We start from the raw sequence: 15,915 nt of genomic DNA, 5'->3' as shown, positions 1-15,915 counted from the left end.
CCTATATGGCGGCGGTCGGACAATCCCGCAACCGGCGCAACGAAAAAGGGCGCCACAGGGGCGCCCTTTCGCAAGTGATCTGGCCGCGATCAGATGGAGGAGCTGATCCAGTCGGACAGGGCGGCCTTGGGGGCAGCGCCGGCCTTGTTGGCGACAACCTCGCCATCCTTGAAGACGAAGAGCGCTGGAATGCCGCGCACGCCAAGCTGCGACGGGGACATCGGGTTTTCGTCGACGTTGACCTTCACCACCTTGATCTTGCCGGCCATCTCTTCCGAGATTTCTTCCAGGGCGGGGCCGATCATCCGGCAGGGGCCGCACCATTCGGCCCAGAAATCGACAACCACGGGGATGTCGGACTGACGCACTTCGGCGTCAAAGGTATCGTCGGTGACTGCTACGGTTGCCATCGGGCTTCTCCAGTTGCGTACTTGGGTCGGGGGCGGAAGGTAGGCAGGCGCCGGGACAGGGTCAAGGTGCATCAGCGCGCAGAAGGGCCGCCGTAACGGCACTTTCCTCCAAAGGCATCAATTTTTGTGCAGAAACCCAAAGTATTGCGGGGTCGATCACCTTATCGGGATAAATCTGGTGGAGCGCGGCGACATAAGCCCCCATTTGCCGCATGAGGCCTTCGGGCACCTCTGCGGAGCTGTTCGGAACCACCCTGTTGGATTTGAAGTCGATCACCCGCACCCGGTCCGGCCCGACGATCAGCAGGTCGATCGCCCCCCGGATCTGCCGACCGCCCAGTTCGGGAAGGGTTGCCACCACCTCGACCTCGGACAGGGCATCAGCGCCGAAAAGCGCGGACAGGTCCGGATCTTCCAGAAGGCGGATCACCATACCGATCAGGTCGGCGGCGTCGGGCACCAGCACCGCATCGGGCTCTGCGTCGATGATCGCCTGCCCGACAGCGCCCCGCCGGTCGGGGGCGAGCGCGGGAAGATGTTCCAGAAGCCGGTGGATCAGGGTGCCCCGCAGCTTGGCCGTGTCCTCGTCCAGCCCCTCGGTTTCGGCGGCAAGCACCTTGGCACCCCCCAGATCAGAGGGCGACAGGGGTTTTGCAGGGATCGGGGTGTCGTCCAGCGGGGGGAAGGCTGCATGGGCAATGTCTTGGCCGCCCGACGGTTCGCGGGGCTCGGCCCGGGGCAACCCGTCCCAATCGCCGGTCTGATGCCGCCTGCCCGGGCCTGCCGGGGTGTCGATGTCGATGGTGGCGATCCCGTCGCGTCCGAAAGCCGCGGAGACCATATCGTGCCAGCCGCCGCTGCCTTGCACGGATTTGCCCGCCGCCGCGACGATCAGCCATTTCTCGGCCCGGGTCATGGCAACATAGAGAAGGCGGCGGCGTTCCCGCTCCTCGGCGGCGCGGGTCGCCTCTTTCAGCGGGTCAAGCACAGCGGGGAAGGCATCGGTCTTGGGCCGCCAGACAATACCGCCGGTGCCGGTTGGCAAAAGCTGGCCGCGATCGCGAATCTCGCGGTCGGCGGTGTCGGGCAAGATCACGATGGGAGCCTCCAGCCCCTTGGACCCATGCACGGTCATCACTCGCAGCCGGTCCCCGGCGCTGTCCATCTGCCGTTTGATGTCTTCCTCGTCCCCGTCGATCCAGGCAAGAAAGCCGGTCAGGCTGGGCGTGTTGCCCCGTTCATAGGCCAACGCCTTGGACAAGAGCGCGTCGATCCCGTCCTCGGCCTCATCCCCCAGACGGGCGATCAGGCTCTGCCGCCCCCGGTGTCGGGTCAGCGCCCGGGCGATCAGGTCGTAGGGCCGCAGGAAGTCGGCCTGTCTGCGCAGGTCGGTCAGGATGGCAAAGGTCTGGGCGTGATCCGCGGACCGTTCGCGCAGAACCTGCCACAGGTGCCGCCCCTTTGGCCGCCCCTTGGCCAGCGTGAAAAGCTGTTGTTCGGTCCAGCCAAACAGCGGCGATTTCAACGCGGCGGCCAGCGACAGGCTGTCCTCGGGCAGGGCCAGAAACCGCAGGAGGGCAAGGATATCCTTGACAGCCAGTTCCGCGTTCAGTTTCAGCCGGTCCGCCCCGGCAACCCGCAGCCCCAGCGATTTGCATTCCTTGATGATGTTGGAAAACAGGGCGCTGCGCCGTTGCACCAGAACCATGATGTCGCCTTCGGTGATCGGGCGCAGTTCAAAGGTTCCGGTGTTGCCTATTTCCGAGGGGATCGGCTGTCCGATCATCGACTTGATGGTGCTGGCGACATTTCGGGCCAACACCACGTCGGCGGCGTCGGGCGACTGGCGGTCGACCGGGTCGGTCCATTTCCCCTGTTCCGGCTTTTCCGGTGGGTCGACGATCGGCCAAAGATCGACGCGCCCGGGCATGTCATCCTTGAAGGCGCGGTGAAAGATGTCGCGGTCGACCCCTTCGGCCCAATCCCCTTTGAAGGTCTGGTCCACAAGGCCAAGGATCGCGACGGCCGAGCGGAAGGAGAATTGCAGGGTCTCGGGGCGGAGCTGCTTTCCGGCCCGGTCCAGCTCTTCCTCGAAATGGGCCTGCATCCGGTCCAGCTCGTCCGGGTCCGCGCCCTGGAAGGAATAGATGGATTGCTTCTTGTCGCCGACGACAAAGATGGTCCGGTCGCGCCCGTCGCTGCCGCTGCCGAATTCATCGGCCAGCGCGCGGATGACATCCCATTGCACGGGGCTGGTGTCCTGCGCCTCGTCGACAAGGATATGGTCAATCCCGCCGTCCAGTTTGAACAGAACCCATTGGGCCACGGCCCGTTCGGTCAGCAGCGCGCGGGTCTTGCGGATCAGATCGTCAAAATCGAGCACCCCGCGTGCCAGTTTCCGTGCCTCGTAGGCGGGGATGAAAGCGCGCGCAAAGTCGTAGAGGGCGCGGGTTTGGGTGTAGGCGTTCACAGCGCGGAGGTGCTGCAAGGCCGCTTCAGTCCGGTCCATCCATGCGTGAAGGTCATCGATGACCGGCTCAAACGCTGCAACGGCCTTCGTGTGCTTTGACTGGGGGAAGTTCCGCGACTTGGAAGTCTTGTCGGTGGCGTAGAGGAGCAAGCCGAAAAGCGCGTTGAGCGCAGCCAGATCCAGCGGGCCGGATACGGCATCAAGCAAGGAGGCGGCGAAGTCCTTGTAGGTTTTTGTTGTGCCTGCGGCGATCTCGGCGATCTCCTCGGCAAGCGCCTTTTCACCACCGATGAAGGCGATATTCAGGGCCTCTTCGGATGTTGCGCTTGGGGTCAGGCCGAACCAGCCCGCAATCAACTCATCTGTCACATCCGCGCTGAACGCATCCTGCCAGCGCATGATTTCGGCCAGTAGTTTCGGCAGGGTCTGATCGGTCAGCGCGCCAAGAACGGACAGCAGGACCGGCGCTTCCGACCCCTCGGCCATCTGATCGAGCACCTCCATCCGCAACCGCTCCGCGTCGCGGTCTTCCATCTCGGCAAAGGCGGGGCTGACCCCGGCCTCGAGCGGGAAGCGCCGCAGGATGGACGAACAGAAGGAGTGGATCGTCTGGATCTTCAGCCCGCCCGGCGTTTCGATGGCCTTGGCAAACAGGGTGCGGGCGTGGGCCAGATCTTCGGGGGACATCACGCGGCCGACACCAAGATCCCTCAGGTCTGCGTTCAGCGCGCCATCGTCCTTCATCGCCCATTTGCCGAGGCTTTCGAACAGGCGGTTCTGCATCTCGCTTGCCGCGGCCTTGGTATAGGTCAGGCACAGGATGTTTTGCGGCGACACCCCGTTCAGCAGCAACCGCGCCACACGGTTGGTCAGAACGCGGGTCTTGCCCGATCCGGCATTGGCGGTCAGCCAAGTGGAACGTTCGGGGTCTGCTGCCTCGATCTGGCGGATCGTTGCCTCGTTCCAGCCGGTCATGTCAGATCCTCCGGCGTTACGTCGTCGGCATCGGACCATTCGCCGTAACGGGACAGGTGGTCATAGTCGCTTTTGTCGTCCGATTTCTCCATCGCCATGCGGGCGCTGTATCCCCGGCCTTGTCGCTGCCATTTGGACAGAAGGTCAACCAGCCCGTCCCAGGTGTCATCGGGGGATTCATCGTCAAGCGGCGCCGGGACGACCTTTGGATCGGACCCGAGGCCGATGAAAGCGGCCCCTTTCGTCGGCGCGGCGCCAACCTGCGCAAAGGCCCCGCGCGCGGCCATGGCGGCCTGAAGCAAAAGCTGTTTGTCGAACGTCAGCTGTTGGCTTTTGCTGGGGGGGTTGCCTGTCTTGTAGTCGTAGATGAACAGCCCGCCGTCCGGCGTCCGGTCGATCCGGTCCGCCCGCGCCTTGAGCCGGACATTGACGCCGGGAACGTCGATCTGACCCGTCGCTTCGCGCTGGGCGGGGGTGGCAAGGGCGCGGCGCTGCACCTCGTCCTCCAGGAAACTGTCGACCACATTGTCGAACCGCGCGATCCAAAGCTGGCGGATCGTCGGCCAGGGGCACCCTTCGGCAAAGACGGCGCGGGCGATCTGCATCAGCGCATCACGCGCGCCGAGGTCGGCTGGGTCGGGTCCGTCGAAGATGAACCGTTCCATGACCTCGTGGATCAGGATGCCGCGCAGGGGGGCGTCGGGTTCGGGCACCAGCGGATCGACCGGTTTCAGCCCAAGGATGTCCCGCGCGTAGATCGCATAGGGGTCGCGCACCAGCGTCTTCACCTGCGTGACGGAAATCTCGCGCGGGCGGTCCGCGACAGGCGGGCGTGGGGATGGCCGGTGCGCGGGGTCGGTGCGGGCCTCGGGCTCTTGCAGTTTCGCAGCTTGGGCCAGCCAGATGTCACCGCGGGCCTGCATGGCCTTGAATGCGTCAGGGCCGCCCGTTTCGGTCAGGCCGTTCAGCAGGTTGGTCAGACGGTTGAGCCAGCGGGAGGGGATGGTTTCGGCCTCGTCCGACCGGACCGACCTGCTCAGCCAGACCTCTGGTCCGGCCGCGGCCTGTTGGAAATCATGCGCCGAAAGGCCGATCCGCCGTTCGGGCAGCAACAGCCCGGCGTCGGCTCGCATCCGGCGGTTCAGCCAGGGGTCGGGGCCGGGCGCGGCGGGCCATGTCCCATCGTTCAACCCGGCGAGAATGACGAGGTCCGCGCTTTGCACCCGCGCCTCGAGCGTGCCCCAGAACAGGACCTGCGGATGGCCGGTATCGGGGTTGCGCACCTCTCCTTTGGACAGGATCGCGTTGAACAAGGATTGATAGTCGCGCAGGCTGACCGGCCCGGAGGCATCGGCCACTTCCGCAAGGTTAGAGACGCATTTCAGCGCCTCGCGGCCAGCCGCCTCGGCCCAGAGCGCGCCTGATCCCCCTGCCCCCGGCCCGGCGGCGAACCGTTCGGCGGTGGCGCGGTGCAGCGCCAGTAGTTCGGGCAAGGAAGACGGCAGATCGACCTGTTGGATCCCGTCCAGACACCCGGCCAGCCATGTGGCCCAGCCGGTCTGTTCCCCGCCCTCCGGGTCGGTCTTTTGCGCCCAGCGCCGCAGGGTATCGCCCGTCGGGAAGGGTGGACCGTGACGGCGCAGGTGCAGCTCCAGTTCTCGGGCAAGCCGAAGGTGCGGCCCCCTGTCGGAACTGCCTGTGGCGGCCAGCGGATGTTTCAACAGCACCAGCAGGGTTTCAGCGGTCACCGGCCCGACCAGAAGATCGGCCACATGCCGCAGAAACCGCCCCGGCGGCGACAGGTGCAGCGGCTGGCCCGCGCTGTCGTCGGGGGTGATGTTCCAGCGGTCCAGCGCCGCGGCCACCTGCCGGGTCAGGGTCCGGTCGGGGGTAATCAGGGCCGCGGTCTTGCCGTCCTCAACGGCTGCACGCAGACGCAGGGCGATGGTTTCGGCCTCCATCCGGGGCGACGGGGCCTGAAGCAGGCTAAGCGCCCGGGTTGCCGACCCCATGTCGCCCAGACCCGGGCCATCCTGCCGCCACCCATCGGTGACCGGCGCAGGCCGCAGCGCGAGGGACAAGAGCCTGTTGCGGGCGGGATCGGGCGCGGTGGCATCGGACCACGGCGTGACGTCCTGCGGACGCAGGTCCAGCCCGTCCATCAACCGCTTGAACCGGTATTGCGGGTGATCCTCGAATCCATCCGGTTGTGCCATCCGGTCCCAGATCTGCGCAGGCATGTCGAAATCGAAGCCGGGAAGAATCACGGCGCCCTGTGGCAACCGCGCGACCGCCTCCATCAGCAAGGCGGTTGCGCCACGCGACCCGGTCGAGCCCGCGATGACAACGGGATGGTCTGGTGGGGATTGCGCCCAATCGGCGACCAGCCGTTCCACCACCAGCCGCTGACGCGCCTCTTGATCGGGTGCGGTCGCCTGAGACCCGAAAAACTGCCGGGCGATGCGCAGGAACTTCAGCGACCTGTCCCAATGTTCCGACAGGTCCGAGACATCAAGCGCCTCGAGCGCTTCGGGCGAAACGCACTCGCCATGCATTTCATCAAGCAATCCCGCAAGGCTGTCGGATAGGTCGAACAGCGCAGCCCGGGGCGCGATGTCGGGATCCTGCTCAAGAAGCTTGGCCACAAGCTGGGTCAGTTCCAGACGTCGTCGCAGCGGCGCGACCGCCGGGGGGATGTCCGCCGCGACGGGGCTTTGGGACAGATCGGTGACCAGTCGGATTCGGGGCAAAAGCCGCGCGCGCTCTGGTCCGAAGACCGCTTGCATGCGCCGCGCCATTCGGCGGGTGTTCACGAAAACCTCGACCCGGGCCAGCGCCTCGGGTGGCTGGGTGCGTGTGCGGTCCAGAAGCCCATCAACCACGGCCTTGCCAAAGTCGACGCCGGGGGCCAGCCCAAACACCCTTGGTCTGTCTGTCGGTTCAAACATTCCTCGGGCCCTTCAAGATCTTCTCGGCCAGCGGCAGGCCTTCGGGCCGCCCGACATCGCACCATGTTCCGTCGTGGACGATCCCGAACAGACGCCCACGGGCGATCATCCTGTCCCAAAGCAGGTTGAGGGAAAAGGCCTCCTCGGCGATATCGTGCAGTCCGGCGGGGTCGATGATCTGCGCGCCCGAATAGATGTGGCCCGGTCCGCGCGTCAGCCGCCCGTCATCGGACAGGAAATCGCCGCCTGCGACATGGCCAATCGCGTTTTCGGGCGGCACCAGCAGCAACAGCGCGTCCATCCTTGCGGGGTCCCAATGGTCACGCAGTTGCGCAAAGGGGTTGGCGCCGGTCCAGACAGCATCGGTGTTCATCGTGAAGATCGGGCCGGGTGGCAGCAGCGGAAGCGCGTGCCGCAGCCCGCCGCCGGTTTCCAAAAGCCGCGCCCGTTCATCCGATATGGTGATGTCGCGCCGGGCAAGGTGCTGCTCCAGCTGATCGGCAAGGTAGTGGACATTGGTGACCTTGGTCCGGACGCCGGCCTGATCGGCAAGGTCGATTGCGTGGTCGATCAGCGTGGTATCGCCGACCGGGATCAGCGGCTTGGGGCGGGTGTCGGTCAATGGCCGCATCCGGGTGCCCAGCCCGGCCGCGAAGAACAGGACGGCGTCCGGGGTCATGTCATCTGTCCTTCGAGGTCTAGGTGATCCTGAACCAGATGGCATAGCCGGTCGAGCGACGGGTGGGTCAGATCGCGCCGGACATGGGCAAGAACGCGCGGGACAAAGGCGCGGTAGCGGGGCTTGCCATCCACGTGGATCAGTCGCGCGAAGATGCCGAGTACCCGTAGATTCCGCTGAACCGAAAGAAGCGCGACGTCGCGGGCAAGGGGTTCTTGGTCCCTCCCCGTTCCGACAGCGAACCGGTCCATCACGGCCCGTTCGGCATCCACCCCGACATCGCGCCGCGCGTCCCGCAGCAGCGACACGAGATCGTAAGCCGCGGGCGCGACAAAGGCGTCCTGAAAATCAAGAAGCCCGATCCGGTCCAGCCCCGAACGATCCGGTCGCCAGATCAGGTTTTCAGCGTGGAAATCCCGAAGCGAGAGGGTCTGCGCGGGTCCGGCAAGCGCGGTGAACAGGTGCTGAACCTCGGCCCGGATTTTTGCCCTTGGGGCATTCGGCGCCGCGTGGTCAAAGAACGGATCGAGCATATCCGCCGCCGTTTCCGGGGTCATGCGCGGCAGACCGGATGGGAGGGCGCATCCGTGCAGCCGGACAAGAACATCGGCAATGGCGGTGTAGATCCCGACCTCGTCCTGCGGGTGACGGGACAGATGGTCGGCCACCTGTTCGGGCCCCAGATCTTCGAGAAGCAGGAACCCGGCGTCGTGATCCGCCGCCATGATGCGCGGCGCGGACAGCCCGTGGCCCCGCAGATGATCGGCAATCCGGTGGAAAGCACGGGTGTCTTCGCCGGTGTCTGGCGGGGCATCCATCAGGATCGCGGTTTCTTCGGCATGCCGCAGCCGAAGGTAGCTTCGGCGCGAGGCGTCGCCGGGGATCGGCGCAGCCCCGTCAAGTGTCCAGCCCGCAATCCGGAGGAAGGCCTCGCGGGCCGCGTCACGCCCGGACAAGGATCTTGTCCAGTCGGCCGGCCCAGTCCTGCGGACCGCGAAACGTGACCCGGTGGCCGTTGTCCAGCGCCTCGAACCGCAGGGTCAGCGCGGTTTCAGGCGCGAGGTCGTCCAGGCGATCGGGCCATTCGATCAGGCAGATGGCAGAGGTGAAGGCCTCGTCCAGCCCCAGCTCCAGCGCCTCTTCAGGCGAGGACAGCCGGTACAAATCGCAATGCCAGATGTCGACGTCACCGGCATCATAGGTCTGGACCAGCGTGAAGGTGGGGGAGGGAACATCCTCGTCCCGCCCAAGCCGGGCCCGGATCAGCGCGCGGGAAAAGGCGGATTTTCCGGCCCCGATCTCGCCTTCCAGAAGCAGGGTATCGCCCGCGTGCAGGATGTCCGCGAAACCCCGCGCAAGGGCTTCGGTCTCAGCTTCGGTCGCAAGGGGATAGGGGCCTGTCTGGAACTGCATTGCCCCAGACTACGCCCTCGCCCCGGACCTTCAAGCCCTGTCAGACGCTCTGCTGCAAGAGGGCGTCGGAACCCTGCGCATGATGGATGGTCGGGGCCATGTCGCGGACCCGGCGGAAAGACGCCAGCGTGGCCCCGCCTGGCAAGGGAGAGACCTTGCAGGCATAGTGGCGGCCGTCGTTCATGACCACCAGTTCCTCCCAGCCGCTGCGTTCCCCGATCCGCCCGACAAAGTTGCAGACCTCGCTCCAGACAGGTGTCGGGGCGCAGGATTGTTGCCACTGGCGGGCTTCGTCCAGAATGCCGCTTTCCGTCAGCCCCTCGGTCGGACGGTGCCACAGACGGGCATAGGCACCGTTGGACATGGTCAGCGTCCCCGAGGTGTTGAAGACCGCGACCGCTTCGTCCAGAGAATCCAACACCGCATGGCTAAGTTCGATCTCGGACCGGAAACGGCGGGTCAGGGACACTTCGGCGCTGATGTCTTCGAACAGAAAGGCAATGGCACCATCCGGATGCGGCCGTCCGGTGACCCGGTAGGACCGGCCGTTGGGAAGTTCCCATGTCTCGAAATAGCTGCCGTCCTTGGCGGCGGATTCCAGCGCCGCGATCTCTTCGCGCCAAGTCTTGTAGTTCTTGGGTTCTGGCAGCATCTGCGCCTCGCGCAGCCGGTCCAGAACCGTATTGACCGTGGGCCGCGCGCTAAGGAATTCGACGGAAAGATTGGTCAGGTCGATCAGCGCGGGGTTGAAGGTCATCAGCTTGCGATGCCGGTCGAAGATCGCCAGCCCGATGGACAGGTCGGCAAAGGTCTTGCCAAGAGTCGCGACAAAGCTGCGCTGGGTCGCTTCGGCCCGGACGATGGCAGAGGCGTCGACGGCGAAATGCAGGATCTCTGTCTCGCGCCGGATGCTTGTAACCTCGAACCAGGTCGGATCGGTCTGGTCGGGTCCGTGAACCGGTGTCCGCCGGGTCAGGGGGGCGCCCTCACTCTCCGGCGCCTCAAGATCGTCGAAGATGCGGAGCGGCGGCCAGGCGGCTATCCCGCCGGTTCCAGCCCCGCGCAGGTCATCGGCCATGGACAGATAGGCGCGGTTCGCCCAGACGATGGACCCGTCTTCATGTTCTTTCCAGATGAGCATCGGCGAATCCTCGGCGATGGCCTGAAAGGATTCGATCTGGGCCTCGATGGCCTTGATGGTCACCTGATTGGCCAACCCGCGCCCGCTTGCGGTTCTAGTGTCTTCGTAGACAAGGCGGGCCATTCCGTCCCAGTAGTCCGCGATGATCCTTACATCGGGGCTGTCCGGAGAGATGATGATCTTGTGACCCTCCTTGGCCAGTGTCGACAGGTGCCGCCTGAGGTGCGGAAACTGGGGGCCGAAGGTGGTGATGAACGCCTCCCAATCGGTGCGGGTGTCGGCAGGGCGCCGCAGCAGGGTCTGTGCGGCGGGCGTGGCATCCACAAGGTCCACATCGTCGAACAGGAAAGCGATGTTCGATTCGGCCTGCGTCAGGAATTCCCGCGCGACTGCCCGATCCGAGGTGGAGGGCCGCGAGAAGAACGCCAGAAGCGCGCCGCCCGCGAGAAGCGAAACGACGGCGACAAAGATCAGTTGCATATTTTCGGAAAGAACCATGATCGGGCTCCAATATGAACAATTGGAACCAGAAGGTGCGTTACTTTGGTTAACGGGGGGTTAAGCGGCGGAACAGCCGTCAGATTTCGATCTGCCTGTTGTCACCAAGGGGGCCGTGCCCGTCATCCCTGCCCGGATCGACGCTGTCCCGCGGCCATCTGACGGCAACGATCGCTCCGCCGCCGGCCCGGCCCAGCGCCCGCGCCCCGCCGTTGGAAAACGACAGCTCTGCACCGGAACGTTCAAGCAGGGTCTTGGCGATGAACAGACCCAGTCCCATGCCCTCGTATCCGGGCCGCCGTTCCGCGTCTTCGCCGCTGCGCCGCCGCCGGACGAAAGGATCGCCGATACGTCCGATGACCGAGGTCGGAAAGCCGGGGCCATCATCGCTGATCCGGATGGAAACGGTATCGGCGTCCCAGCTTGTTTCGACCTCGACCGCACTTTCCGCGAAATCGACAGCATTCTGCACAAGGTTCCGAAGCCCGTGGATGATTTCCGGCCGCCGCCAGATGACGGGCTGGCGTTGCGGATGATCGGTTTCGTCGGATACCCGCACGATGATGTCCTTGCCCCGGTTCAAATGCGGTTCTGCCGCCTCGTTGATGACGCCCTCAAGCGGGACGCGCCGCATATGCAGATCGTCCTTGCCGGCCCGCCCCATGGATCGCAGGATATCGCGGCAGCGGTCGGCCTGACTGCGGATCAGGGCCAGATCTTCGGCAAGTTCCGGATTGTCCTGCACCTCGTCCAGAAGCTCAGAGCTGACCAGTTTGATCGTCGCCAGCGGTGTGCCCAGTTCATGTGCGGCGGCCGCCACGACGCCGCCGAGGTCGGTCAGTTTCTGCTCGCGGGCAAGGGCCATTTGCGTGGCCAGCAGGGCATCGCCCATGGAATGCATCTCGCTTGTGACCTGCCGGGCATAGACCCCAAGAAACAGAACCCCGATCAGAAGCGACACCCAGAAGCCGAACAAGAACAGGCCGGGCAGCCGCAGTTCTGTGCCCGCTGTGGTCAGAACCGGATAGTGAAACTGGCTGAGCAGGGAGAGCATCAGGATCGCAACCGAAGCGATCAGGACCATGTAGCGCAAGGGCAGGAAGGTGGCGGCAATCGTCACCGGGACCAGCGCCAGCAGGGCAAAGGGATTGTTCAGCCCGCCCGTCAGCAGCAGGAGCATTCCCAGTTGCAAGAGATCGAACAGAAGCATGAGCGTCGCATCGCGGTCCGACAGCTTCTGGTTTCCGGGGGCAAGGAAGGTTGAAAACAGGTTGGCGAGGATCGAGGCGCCGATGACGATCGAGATGAACCCCACCTCGATCACCAGATCGAAGAAGTGAACCGCGACGACCAGCGCCGCAATCTGCCCAAGAATCGCGATCCAGCGCAGGATCACCAAGGTTCTGAGCCGCACCCAGTTGCTGCGGGTCCGGTCCTGTAGGAATGCCGGGTCGGACATGGCCATGGGCGGGCTTTCGGTCTGCGTCAAGCTGATGCATTGTTATGCGCAGGGCGGGGCGCGATCAATGCGGCGCAAGTTTGAGGAGCAGACAATGGACCGGAAACTCATCGCTATTGGGGGGGCGCTGTCCCTTGCCGTGCTGATCGCGGGGACGGGGATTGCGATCATGGCCGGTCGTCAGGGCGACCAATTCGCGGAGTGCGGCGGCGGTGCGGTCGCGGGCAGCGCGATTGGCGGGCCGTTCGAACTTGTGAACGCAGCGGGGCAGACCGTGACGGATGCCGACATCATCACCGGCCCGACGATCCTGTATTTCGGCTATACCTTCTGCCCGGATGTTTGCCCGCTGGACAACGCGCGCAATGCCCTTGCCGTCGATATTCTGGAAGAGAACGGGATCGACGTGACCCCGGTCTTTATCTCGATCGACCCGGACCGGGACACGCCCGAGGTGGTTGGCGACTATGCCTACAACTTCCATGACCGGATGATTGGTCTGACCGGATCGCCCGAACAGGTTGCCGCCGCATCCCGCGCCTATAAGACCTACTACCAGAAAGAGGCGGACGGTGATCCGGAATACTATCTGGTCAGTCATTCGACCTTTTCCTACTTGGCCCTGCCCGGATATGGGGTCGTCGATTTCTTCAAACGTGAGGACAGCGCCGAGGCCGTCGCCGAGCGGACCGCCTGCTTTGCCGCGGCTGCCGGGGCGAGCTGAATTGACCTCGACCCGACCGGGCGCTACCTGTGGTGGGCGCGAAGACTGAAGGGCCTTGAAATGGACACGGACCAACTGGATCTGGGCGAAGACACGTCTCTTCTGCTTGTGGATGACGACGAGGCGTTTCTGAAGCGTCTTGCGCGGGCCATGGAAAAGCGGGGGTTCAGCGTGGAAACGGCCGGATCTGTTGCGGCAGGCAAGGCAATTTCAACCGCCCGCCCGCCCGCCTATGCGGTCGTCGATCTGCGGCTTGAGGACGGCAACGGGCTCGATGTCGTGGAAACCCTGCGTGAAAAGCGGCCTGATGCCCGGATCGTGGTGCTGACCGGATATGGCGCGATTGCCACCGCTGTTGCCGCGGTAAAGATCGGCGCGACCGATTACCTGTCCAAACCCGCCGACGCGAATGATGTGATTCATGCCTTGCTGGCCAACGGCGATGAGTTGCCGCCGCCGCCGGAAAACCCGATGAGCGCGGACCGCGTGCGGTGGGAACATATCCAGCGGGTCTATGAATTATGCGACCGCAACGTCAGCGAGACTGCCCGGCGGCTGAATATGCACCGCCGGACCTTGCAGCGCATTCTGGCCAAGCGCAGCCCGCGCTAGGGCCGATAGGCCTTGGATATGGTTTCCGTTCCTTCGGCGTGGTCGATAAATCCCATCCTTGAATAATAGGTCAGCCCGGCCCGGTTGTAGCGCCGGATGGTTGCGTCGATAGCGGCGACTCCGACCTGCCTAGCCATTCGGCGGGTTTCGTCGAAAAGTGCCGCGCCGATGCCCTGCCCCTGCGCGTCCTTGCTGACGAAGCTGGCAATCACGGCCCAGTCATCGGGCAACTTGCCCTCGCCCGTCCAATCCGGGTCAGCCCATTCAAGCGCCTGAAACCCAAGCGGCACGCCGTCCGACAGGGCAACGGCGCAGGAAATGGACCTTGGTGGCGCGATGTAGTGGCGGATCATCCGGTCGGGCGTGAAGGGCGTCTTGTGGGCGGTGGTGCCCCCGGCGGCAATCAGCGGGTTGATGATGTCGCACAGCGCCGGGGCGTCATCGGCGACCGCTTGTCGGATCAGGATCGTCATCAAAGCTGCCGCAAGAGCGCGTTGTGCCGCGCGGTGTAATCGGCGCGGACCTCGACCGGGGGGCGCAGGCGAATTTGCAGGGATTGGGCCATATCAGGGTCTATTTTTCCAAAGAACCTGTTCGATTCTTCGACCGAAAACCCGGCAATCTGGGTCGCCTCCAGCCAGGCGCTGATCTTGTCTGCCCGTTTGATCTGTTTCTTGACCTGAACCGGGATCTGGGCGGGCAGGCCGAACCGGATGTGGATTGCGGCGGTCAGGCGAAGGTCCAGCTCTCCATAGCCCGGACCAACGGCAGCCTTCACCGGGCTGATCATGTCGCCGATCACATATTCGGGCGCATCGTGCAGCAGGGCGGCCAGACGCCATTTTGCGGGGGCGGCGGGGTAAAGGCGGGCATAGATCTCTTCGACCAGAAGGGAATGCTCGGCCACCGAATAGGCGTAGTCGCCCTTCGTCTGGCCATTCCAGCGCGCGACGAAGGCCAGCCCATGGGCGATATCCTCGATCTCGATATCCATCGGGGTCGGGTCCAGCAGGTCCAGCCTGCGACCCGACAGCATCCTTTGCCACGCGCGCGGTTGTTTCATTTTTGCCCCCATTCTTCGGGCCGCCAACCTACGCTCCGGGCGCGGACGTTGTCGAGACGGGATGCCAGTGCTATCTGACCCTCCAAACCGAAGTGAAGGAGTTTGGCCAATGGCCGAGGATTACGTCGTCAAGGATATCTCGCTGGCCGAGTTTGGCCGCAAGGAACTGAACATCGCCGAAACGGAAATGCCGGGCCTGATGGCCTGCCGCGAAGAGTTTGGCGACAGCAAGCCGCTGAAAGGCGCGCGCATCGTCGGGTCGTTGCACATGACCATCCAGACGGCGGTTCTGATCGAGACGCTGGTCGCGCTGGGCGCCGATGTGCGCTGGGCGTCCTGCAACATCTTCTCGACGCAGGATCACGCGGCGGCGGCAATCGCCAAGGCGGGCATCCCGGTGTTTGCGGTGAAGGGCCAGACGCTGGAAGAGCATTGGGACTATCTGGACAAGTCGTTCATGTTCCCCGAGGGCGCGAACATGATCCTGGATGATGGGGGCGATGCGACGCTCTACGTTCTTCTGGGCGCACGTATGGAAGCGGGCGAAGACGTGCTTGCCGTGCCGGCATCGGAAGAAGAGGCCGTGATCAAGGCCCAGATCCAGAAGCGGATGAAGGAAAGCCCCGGCTGGTTCGCCAAGACCAAGGCGGCGATCAAGGGCGTGTCCGAGGAAACCACCACCGGCGTTCACCGCCTGTATGACCTGCACAAGAAGGGCCAGCTTCCCTTCCCGGCGATCAACGTGAACGACAGTGTGACCAAGTCGAAGTTCGACAACAAATATGGCTGCAAGGAAAGCCTTGTCGACGGTATCCGCCGCGCCACGGACACGATGATGGCCGGCAAGGTCGCGGTGGTTTGTGGCTATGGCGATGTGGGCAAGGGATCGGCCGCCAGCCTGCGCGGCGCGGGGGCCCGCGTGAAGGTGACCGAGGTGGACCCGATCTGTGCGCTTCAGGCCGCGATGGACGGGTTCGAGGTTGTCCTGCTGGAAGATGTGGTCGACAGCGCCGATATCTTCATCACCACCACGGGCAACAAGGACGTGATCCGGATCGAGCATATGCGCGAGATGAAGGACATGGCCATCGTCGGCAACATCGGTCACTTCGACAACGAAATTCAGGTGGCCAGCCTGCGGAACCACAAATGGACCAACATCAAGGATCAGGTGGATATGATCGAGATGCCCTCGGGCAACCGCATCATCCTTTTGTCCGAAGGTCGCCTGCTAAACCTTGGCAACGCTACGGGCCATCCGTCCTTCGTGATGTCGGCCTCGTTCACCAACCAAGTCTTGGCGCAGATCGAGCTGTGGACCAAGGGCGAGGATTATGCCCCCGGCGTCTACATCCTGCCCAAGCATCTGGATGAAAAGGTGGCCCGCCTTCACCTTGCCCGGATCGGTGTGAAACTGACCGAGCTGCGGAAGGAACAGGCCGATTATATCGGCGTGACCGTCGAGGGGCCGTTCAAGCCCGAGCATTACCGCTACTGATGGGTCAGTCGGACCAGGGAAAACT

At 64.3% G+C, this 15,915-nt stretch carries 13 protein-coding genes; 3 read left to right on the top strand and 10 right to left on the bottom strand.

Going from position 1 to position 15,915, the window contains the following annotated elements:
• Positions 1-89: 89 nt before the first annotated feature.
• The 8 genes from trxA to EU803_RS09440 all read right to left on the bottom strand — a co-directional run bounded on the left by trxA (position 90) and on the right by EU803_RS09440 (position 11,999).
• Positions 90-410, bottom strand: a complete 321-nt coding sequence (gene trxA, locus EU803_RS09475) for a thioredoxin (protein WP_129682142.1) — start codon at positions 408-410, stop codon at positions 90-92.
• A gap of 61 nt (positions 411-471) precedes the next feature.
• Positions 472-3,855 (bottom strand): double-strand break repair helicase AddA, encoded by a 3,384-nt coding sequence (gene addA, locus EU803_RS09470; protein ID WP_129682140.1) that lies wholly within the window; start codon positions 3,853-3,855, stop codon positions 472-474.
• Entirely contained in the window at positions 3,852-6,803 is a 2,952-nt protein-coding gene (addB, locus tag EU803_RS09465; protein WP_129682138.1) for a double-strand break repair protein AddB, read from the bottom strand. Before addB ends, addA begins: the two co-directional genes overlap by 4 nt.
• Positions 6,796-7,482: a nucleotidyltransferase family protein gene (locus EU803_RS09460; protein WP_129682136.1), complete on the bottom strand. Its 687-nt coding sequence runs from the start codon at positions 7,480-7,482 to the stop codon at positions 6,796-6,798. The genes addB and EU803_RS09460 overlap by 8 nt, the downstream gene beginning before the upstream one ends.
• Positions 7,479-8,438, bottom strand: a complete 960-nt coding sequence (locus EU803_RS09455) for a phosphotransferase (RefSeq protein ID WP_129682134.1) — start codon at positions 8,436-8,438, stop codon at positions 7,479-7,481. The genes EU803_RS09460 and EU803_RS09455 overlap by 4 nt, the downstream gene beginning before the upstream one ends.
• The gene (gene tsaE, locus EU803_RS09450; protein ID WP_129682132.1) at positions 8,425-8,895 is read right to left on the bottom strand and encodes a tRNA (adenosine(37)-N6)-threonylcarbamoyltransferase complex ATPase subunit type 1 TsaE; all 471 of its coding nucleotides are present in this window, start codon (positions 8,893-8,895) and stop codon (positions 8,425-8,427) included. The genes EU803_RS09455 and tsaE overlap by 14 nt, the downstream gene beginning before the upstream one ends.
• 40 nt (positions 8,896-8,935) lie before the next feature.
• Positions 8,936-10,534, bottom strand: a complete 1,599-nt coding sequence (locus EU803_RS09445) for a PAS-domain containing protein (RefSeq protein WP_129682130.1) — start codon at positions 10,532-10,534, stop codon at positions 8,936-8,938.
• Between the two features lie 79 nt (positions 10,535-10,613).
• Positions 10,614-11,999, bottom strand: a complete 1,386-nt coding sequence (locus EU803_RS09440; protein ID WP_129682748.1) for a sensor histidine kinase RegB — start codon at positions 11,997-11,999, stop codon at positions 10,614-10,616.
• Positions 12,000-12,087: 88 nt separating this feature from the next.
• On the opposite strand from EU803_RS09440, the gene EU803_RS09435 reads away from it, so the two are divergent.
• Together EU803_RS09435 and EU803_RS09430 are read left to right on the top strand one after the other, a co-directional pair.
• Positions 12,088-12,717, top strand: coding sequence for an SCO family protein (locus EU803_RS09435; protein WP_129682128.1), 630 nt, complete (start codon positions 12,088-12,090; stop codon positions 12,715-12,717).
• A gap of 60 nt (positions 12,718-12,777) precedes the next feature.
• The gene (locus tag EU803_RS09430; protein WP_129682126.1) at positions 12,778-13,329 is read left to right on the top strand and encodes an ActR/PrrA/RegA family redox response regulator transcription factor; all 552 of its coding nucleotides are present in this window, start codon (positions 12,778-12,780) and stop codon (positions 13,327-13,329) included.
• Here the strand turns inward: EU803_RS09430 and EU803_RS09425 are convergent.
• Together EU803_RS09425 and EU803_RS09420 are read right to left on the bottom strand one after the other, a co-directional pair.
• Positions 13,326-13,802, bottom strand: coding sequence for a GNAT family N-acetyltransferase (locus tag EU803_RS09425; protein WP_129682124.1), 477 nt, complete (start codon positions 13,800-13,802; stop codon positions 13,326-13,328). The genes EU803_RS09430 and EU803_RS09425 overlap by 4 nt on opposite strands.
• Positions 13,802-14,392 (bottom strand): HD family hydrolase, encoded by a 591-nt coding sequence (locus EU803_RS09420; RefSeq protein WP_129682121.1) that lies wholly within the window; start codon positions 14,390-14,392, stop codon positions 13,802-13,804. The genes EU803_RS09425 and EU803_RS09420 overlap by 1 nt, the downstream gene beginning before the upstream one ends.
• A 109-nt stretch (positions 14,393-14,501) precedes the next feature.
• Here EU803_RS09420 and ahcY point away from each other — a divergent pair, with 109 nt between their 5' ends.
• Positions 14,502-15,890, top strand: a complete 1,389-nt coding sequence (gene ahcY / locus EU803_RS09415; protein WP_129682119.1) for an adenosylhomocysteinase — start codon at positions 14,502-14,504, stop codon at positions 15,888-15,890.
• Positions 15,891-15,915 lie beyond the last annotated feature (25 nt).

Source organism: Loktanella sp. IMCC34160 (assembly GCF_004145845.1).
Taxonomy (GTDB): Bacteria; Pseudomonadota; Alphaproteobacteria; order Rhodobacterales; family Rhodobacteraceae; genus SELP01.
The sequence above is the reverse complement of the archived record's forward strand: the minus strand, read 5'-3'. Positions and strand labels throughout refer to the sequence as shown.

Excerpts from the sequence above, each read along its gene's own strand:
- trxA (WP_129682142.1), bottom strand. The coding sequence starts at position 410 with ATGGCAACCGTAGCAGTCACCGACGATACCTTTGACGCCGAAGTGCGT.
- addA (WP_129682140.1), bottom strand. The coding sequence starts at position 3,855 with ATGACCGGCTGGAACGAGGCAACGATCCGCCAGATCGAGGCAGCAGAC.
- addB (WP_129682138.1), bottom strand. The coding sequence starts at position 6,803 with ATGTTTGAACCGACAGACAGACCAAGGGTGTTTGGGCTGGCCCCCGGC.
- EU803_RS09460 (WP_129682136.1), bottom strand. The coding sequence starts at position 7,482 with ATGACCCCGGACGCCGTCCTGTTCTTCGCGGCCGGGCTGGGCACCCGG.
- tsaE (WP_129682132.1), bottom strand. The coding sequence starts at position 8,895 with ATGCAGTTCCAGACAGGCCCCTATCCCCTTGCGACCGAAGCTGAGACC.
- EU803_RS09445 (WP_129682130.1), bottom strand. The coding sequence starts at position 10,534 with ATGGTTCTTTCCGAAAATATGCAACTGATCTTTGTCGCCGTCGTTTCG.
- EU803_RS09440 (WP_129682748.1), bottom strand. The coding sequence starts at position 11,999 with ATGGCCATGTCCGACCCGGCATTCCTACAGGACCGGACCCGCAGCAAC.
- EU803_RS09435 (WP_129682128.1), top strand. The coding sequence starts at position 12,088 with ATGGACCGGAAACTCATCGCTATTGGGGGGGCGCTGTCCCTTGCCGTG.
- EU803_RS09430 (WP_129682126.1), top strand. The coding sequence starts at position 12,778 with ATGGACACGGACCAACTGGATCTGGGCGAAGACACGTCTCTTCTGCTT.
- EU803_RS09425 (WP_129682124.1), bottom strand. The coding sequence starts at position 13,802 with ATGACGATCCTGATCCGACAAGCGGTCGCCGATGACGCCCCGGCGCTG.
- EU803_RS09420 (WP_129682121.1), bottom strand. The coding sequence starts at position 14,392 with ATGAAACAACCGCGCGCGTGGCAAAGGATGCTGTCGGGTCGCAGGCTG.
- ahcY (WP_129682119.1), top strand. The coding sequence starts at position 14,502 with ATGGCCGAGGATTACGTCGTCAAGGATATCTCGCTGGCCGAGTTTGGC.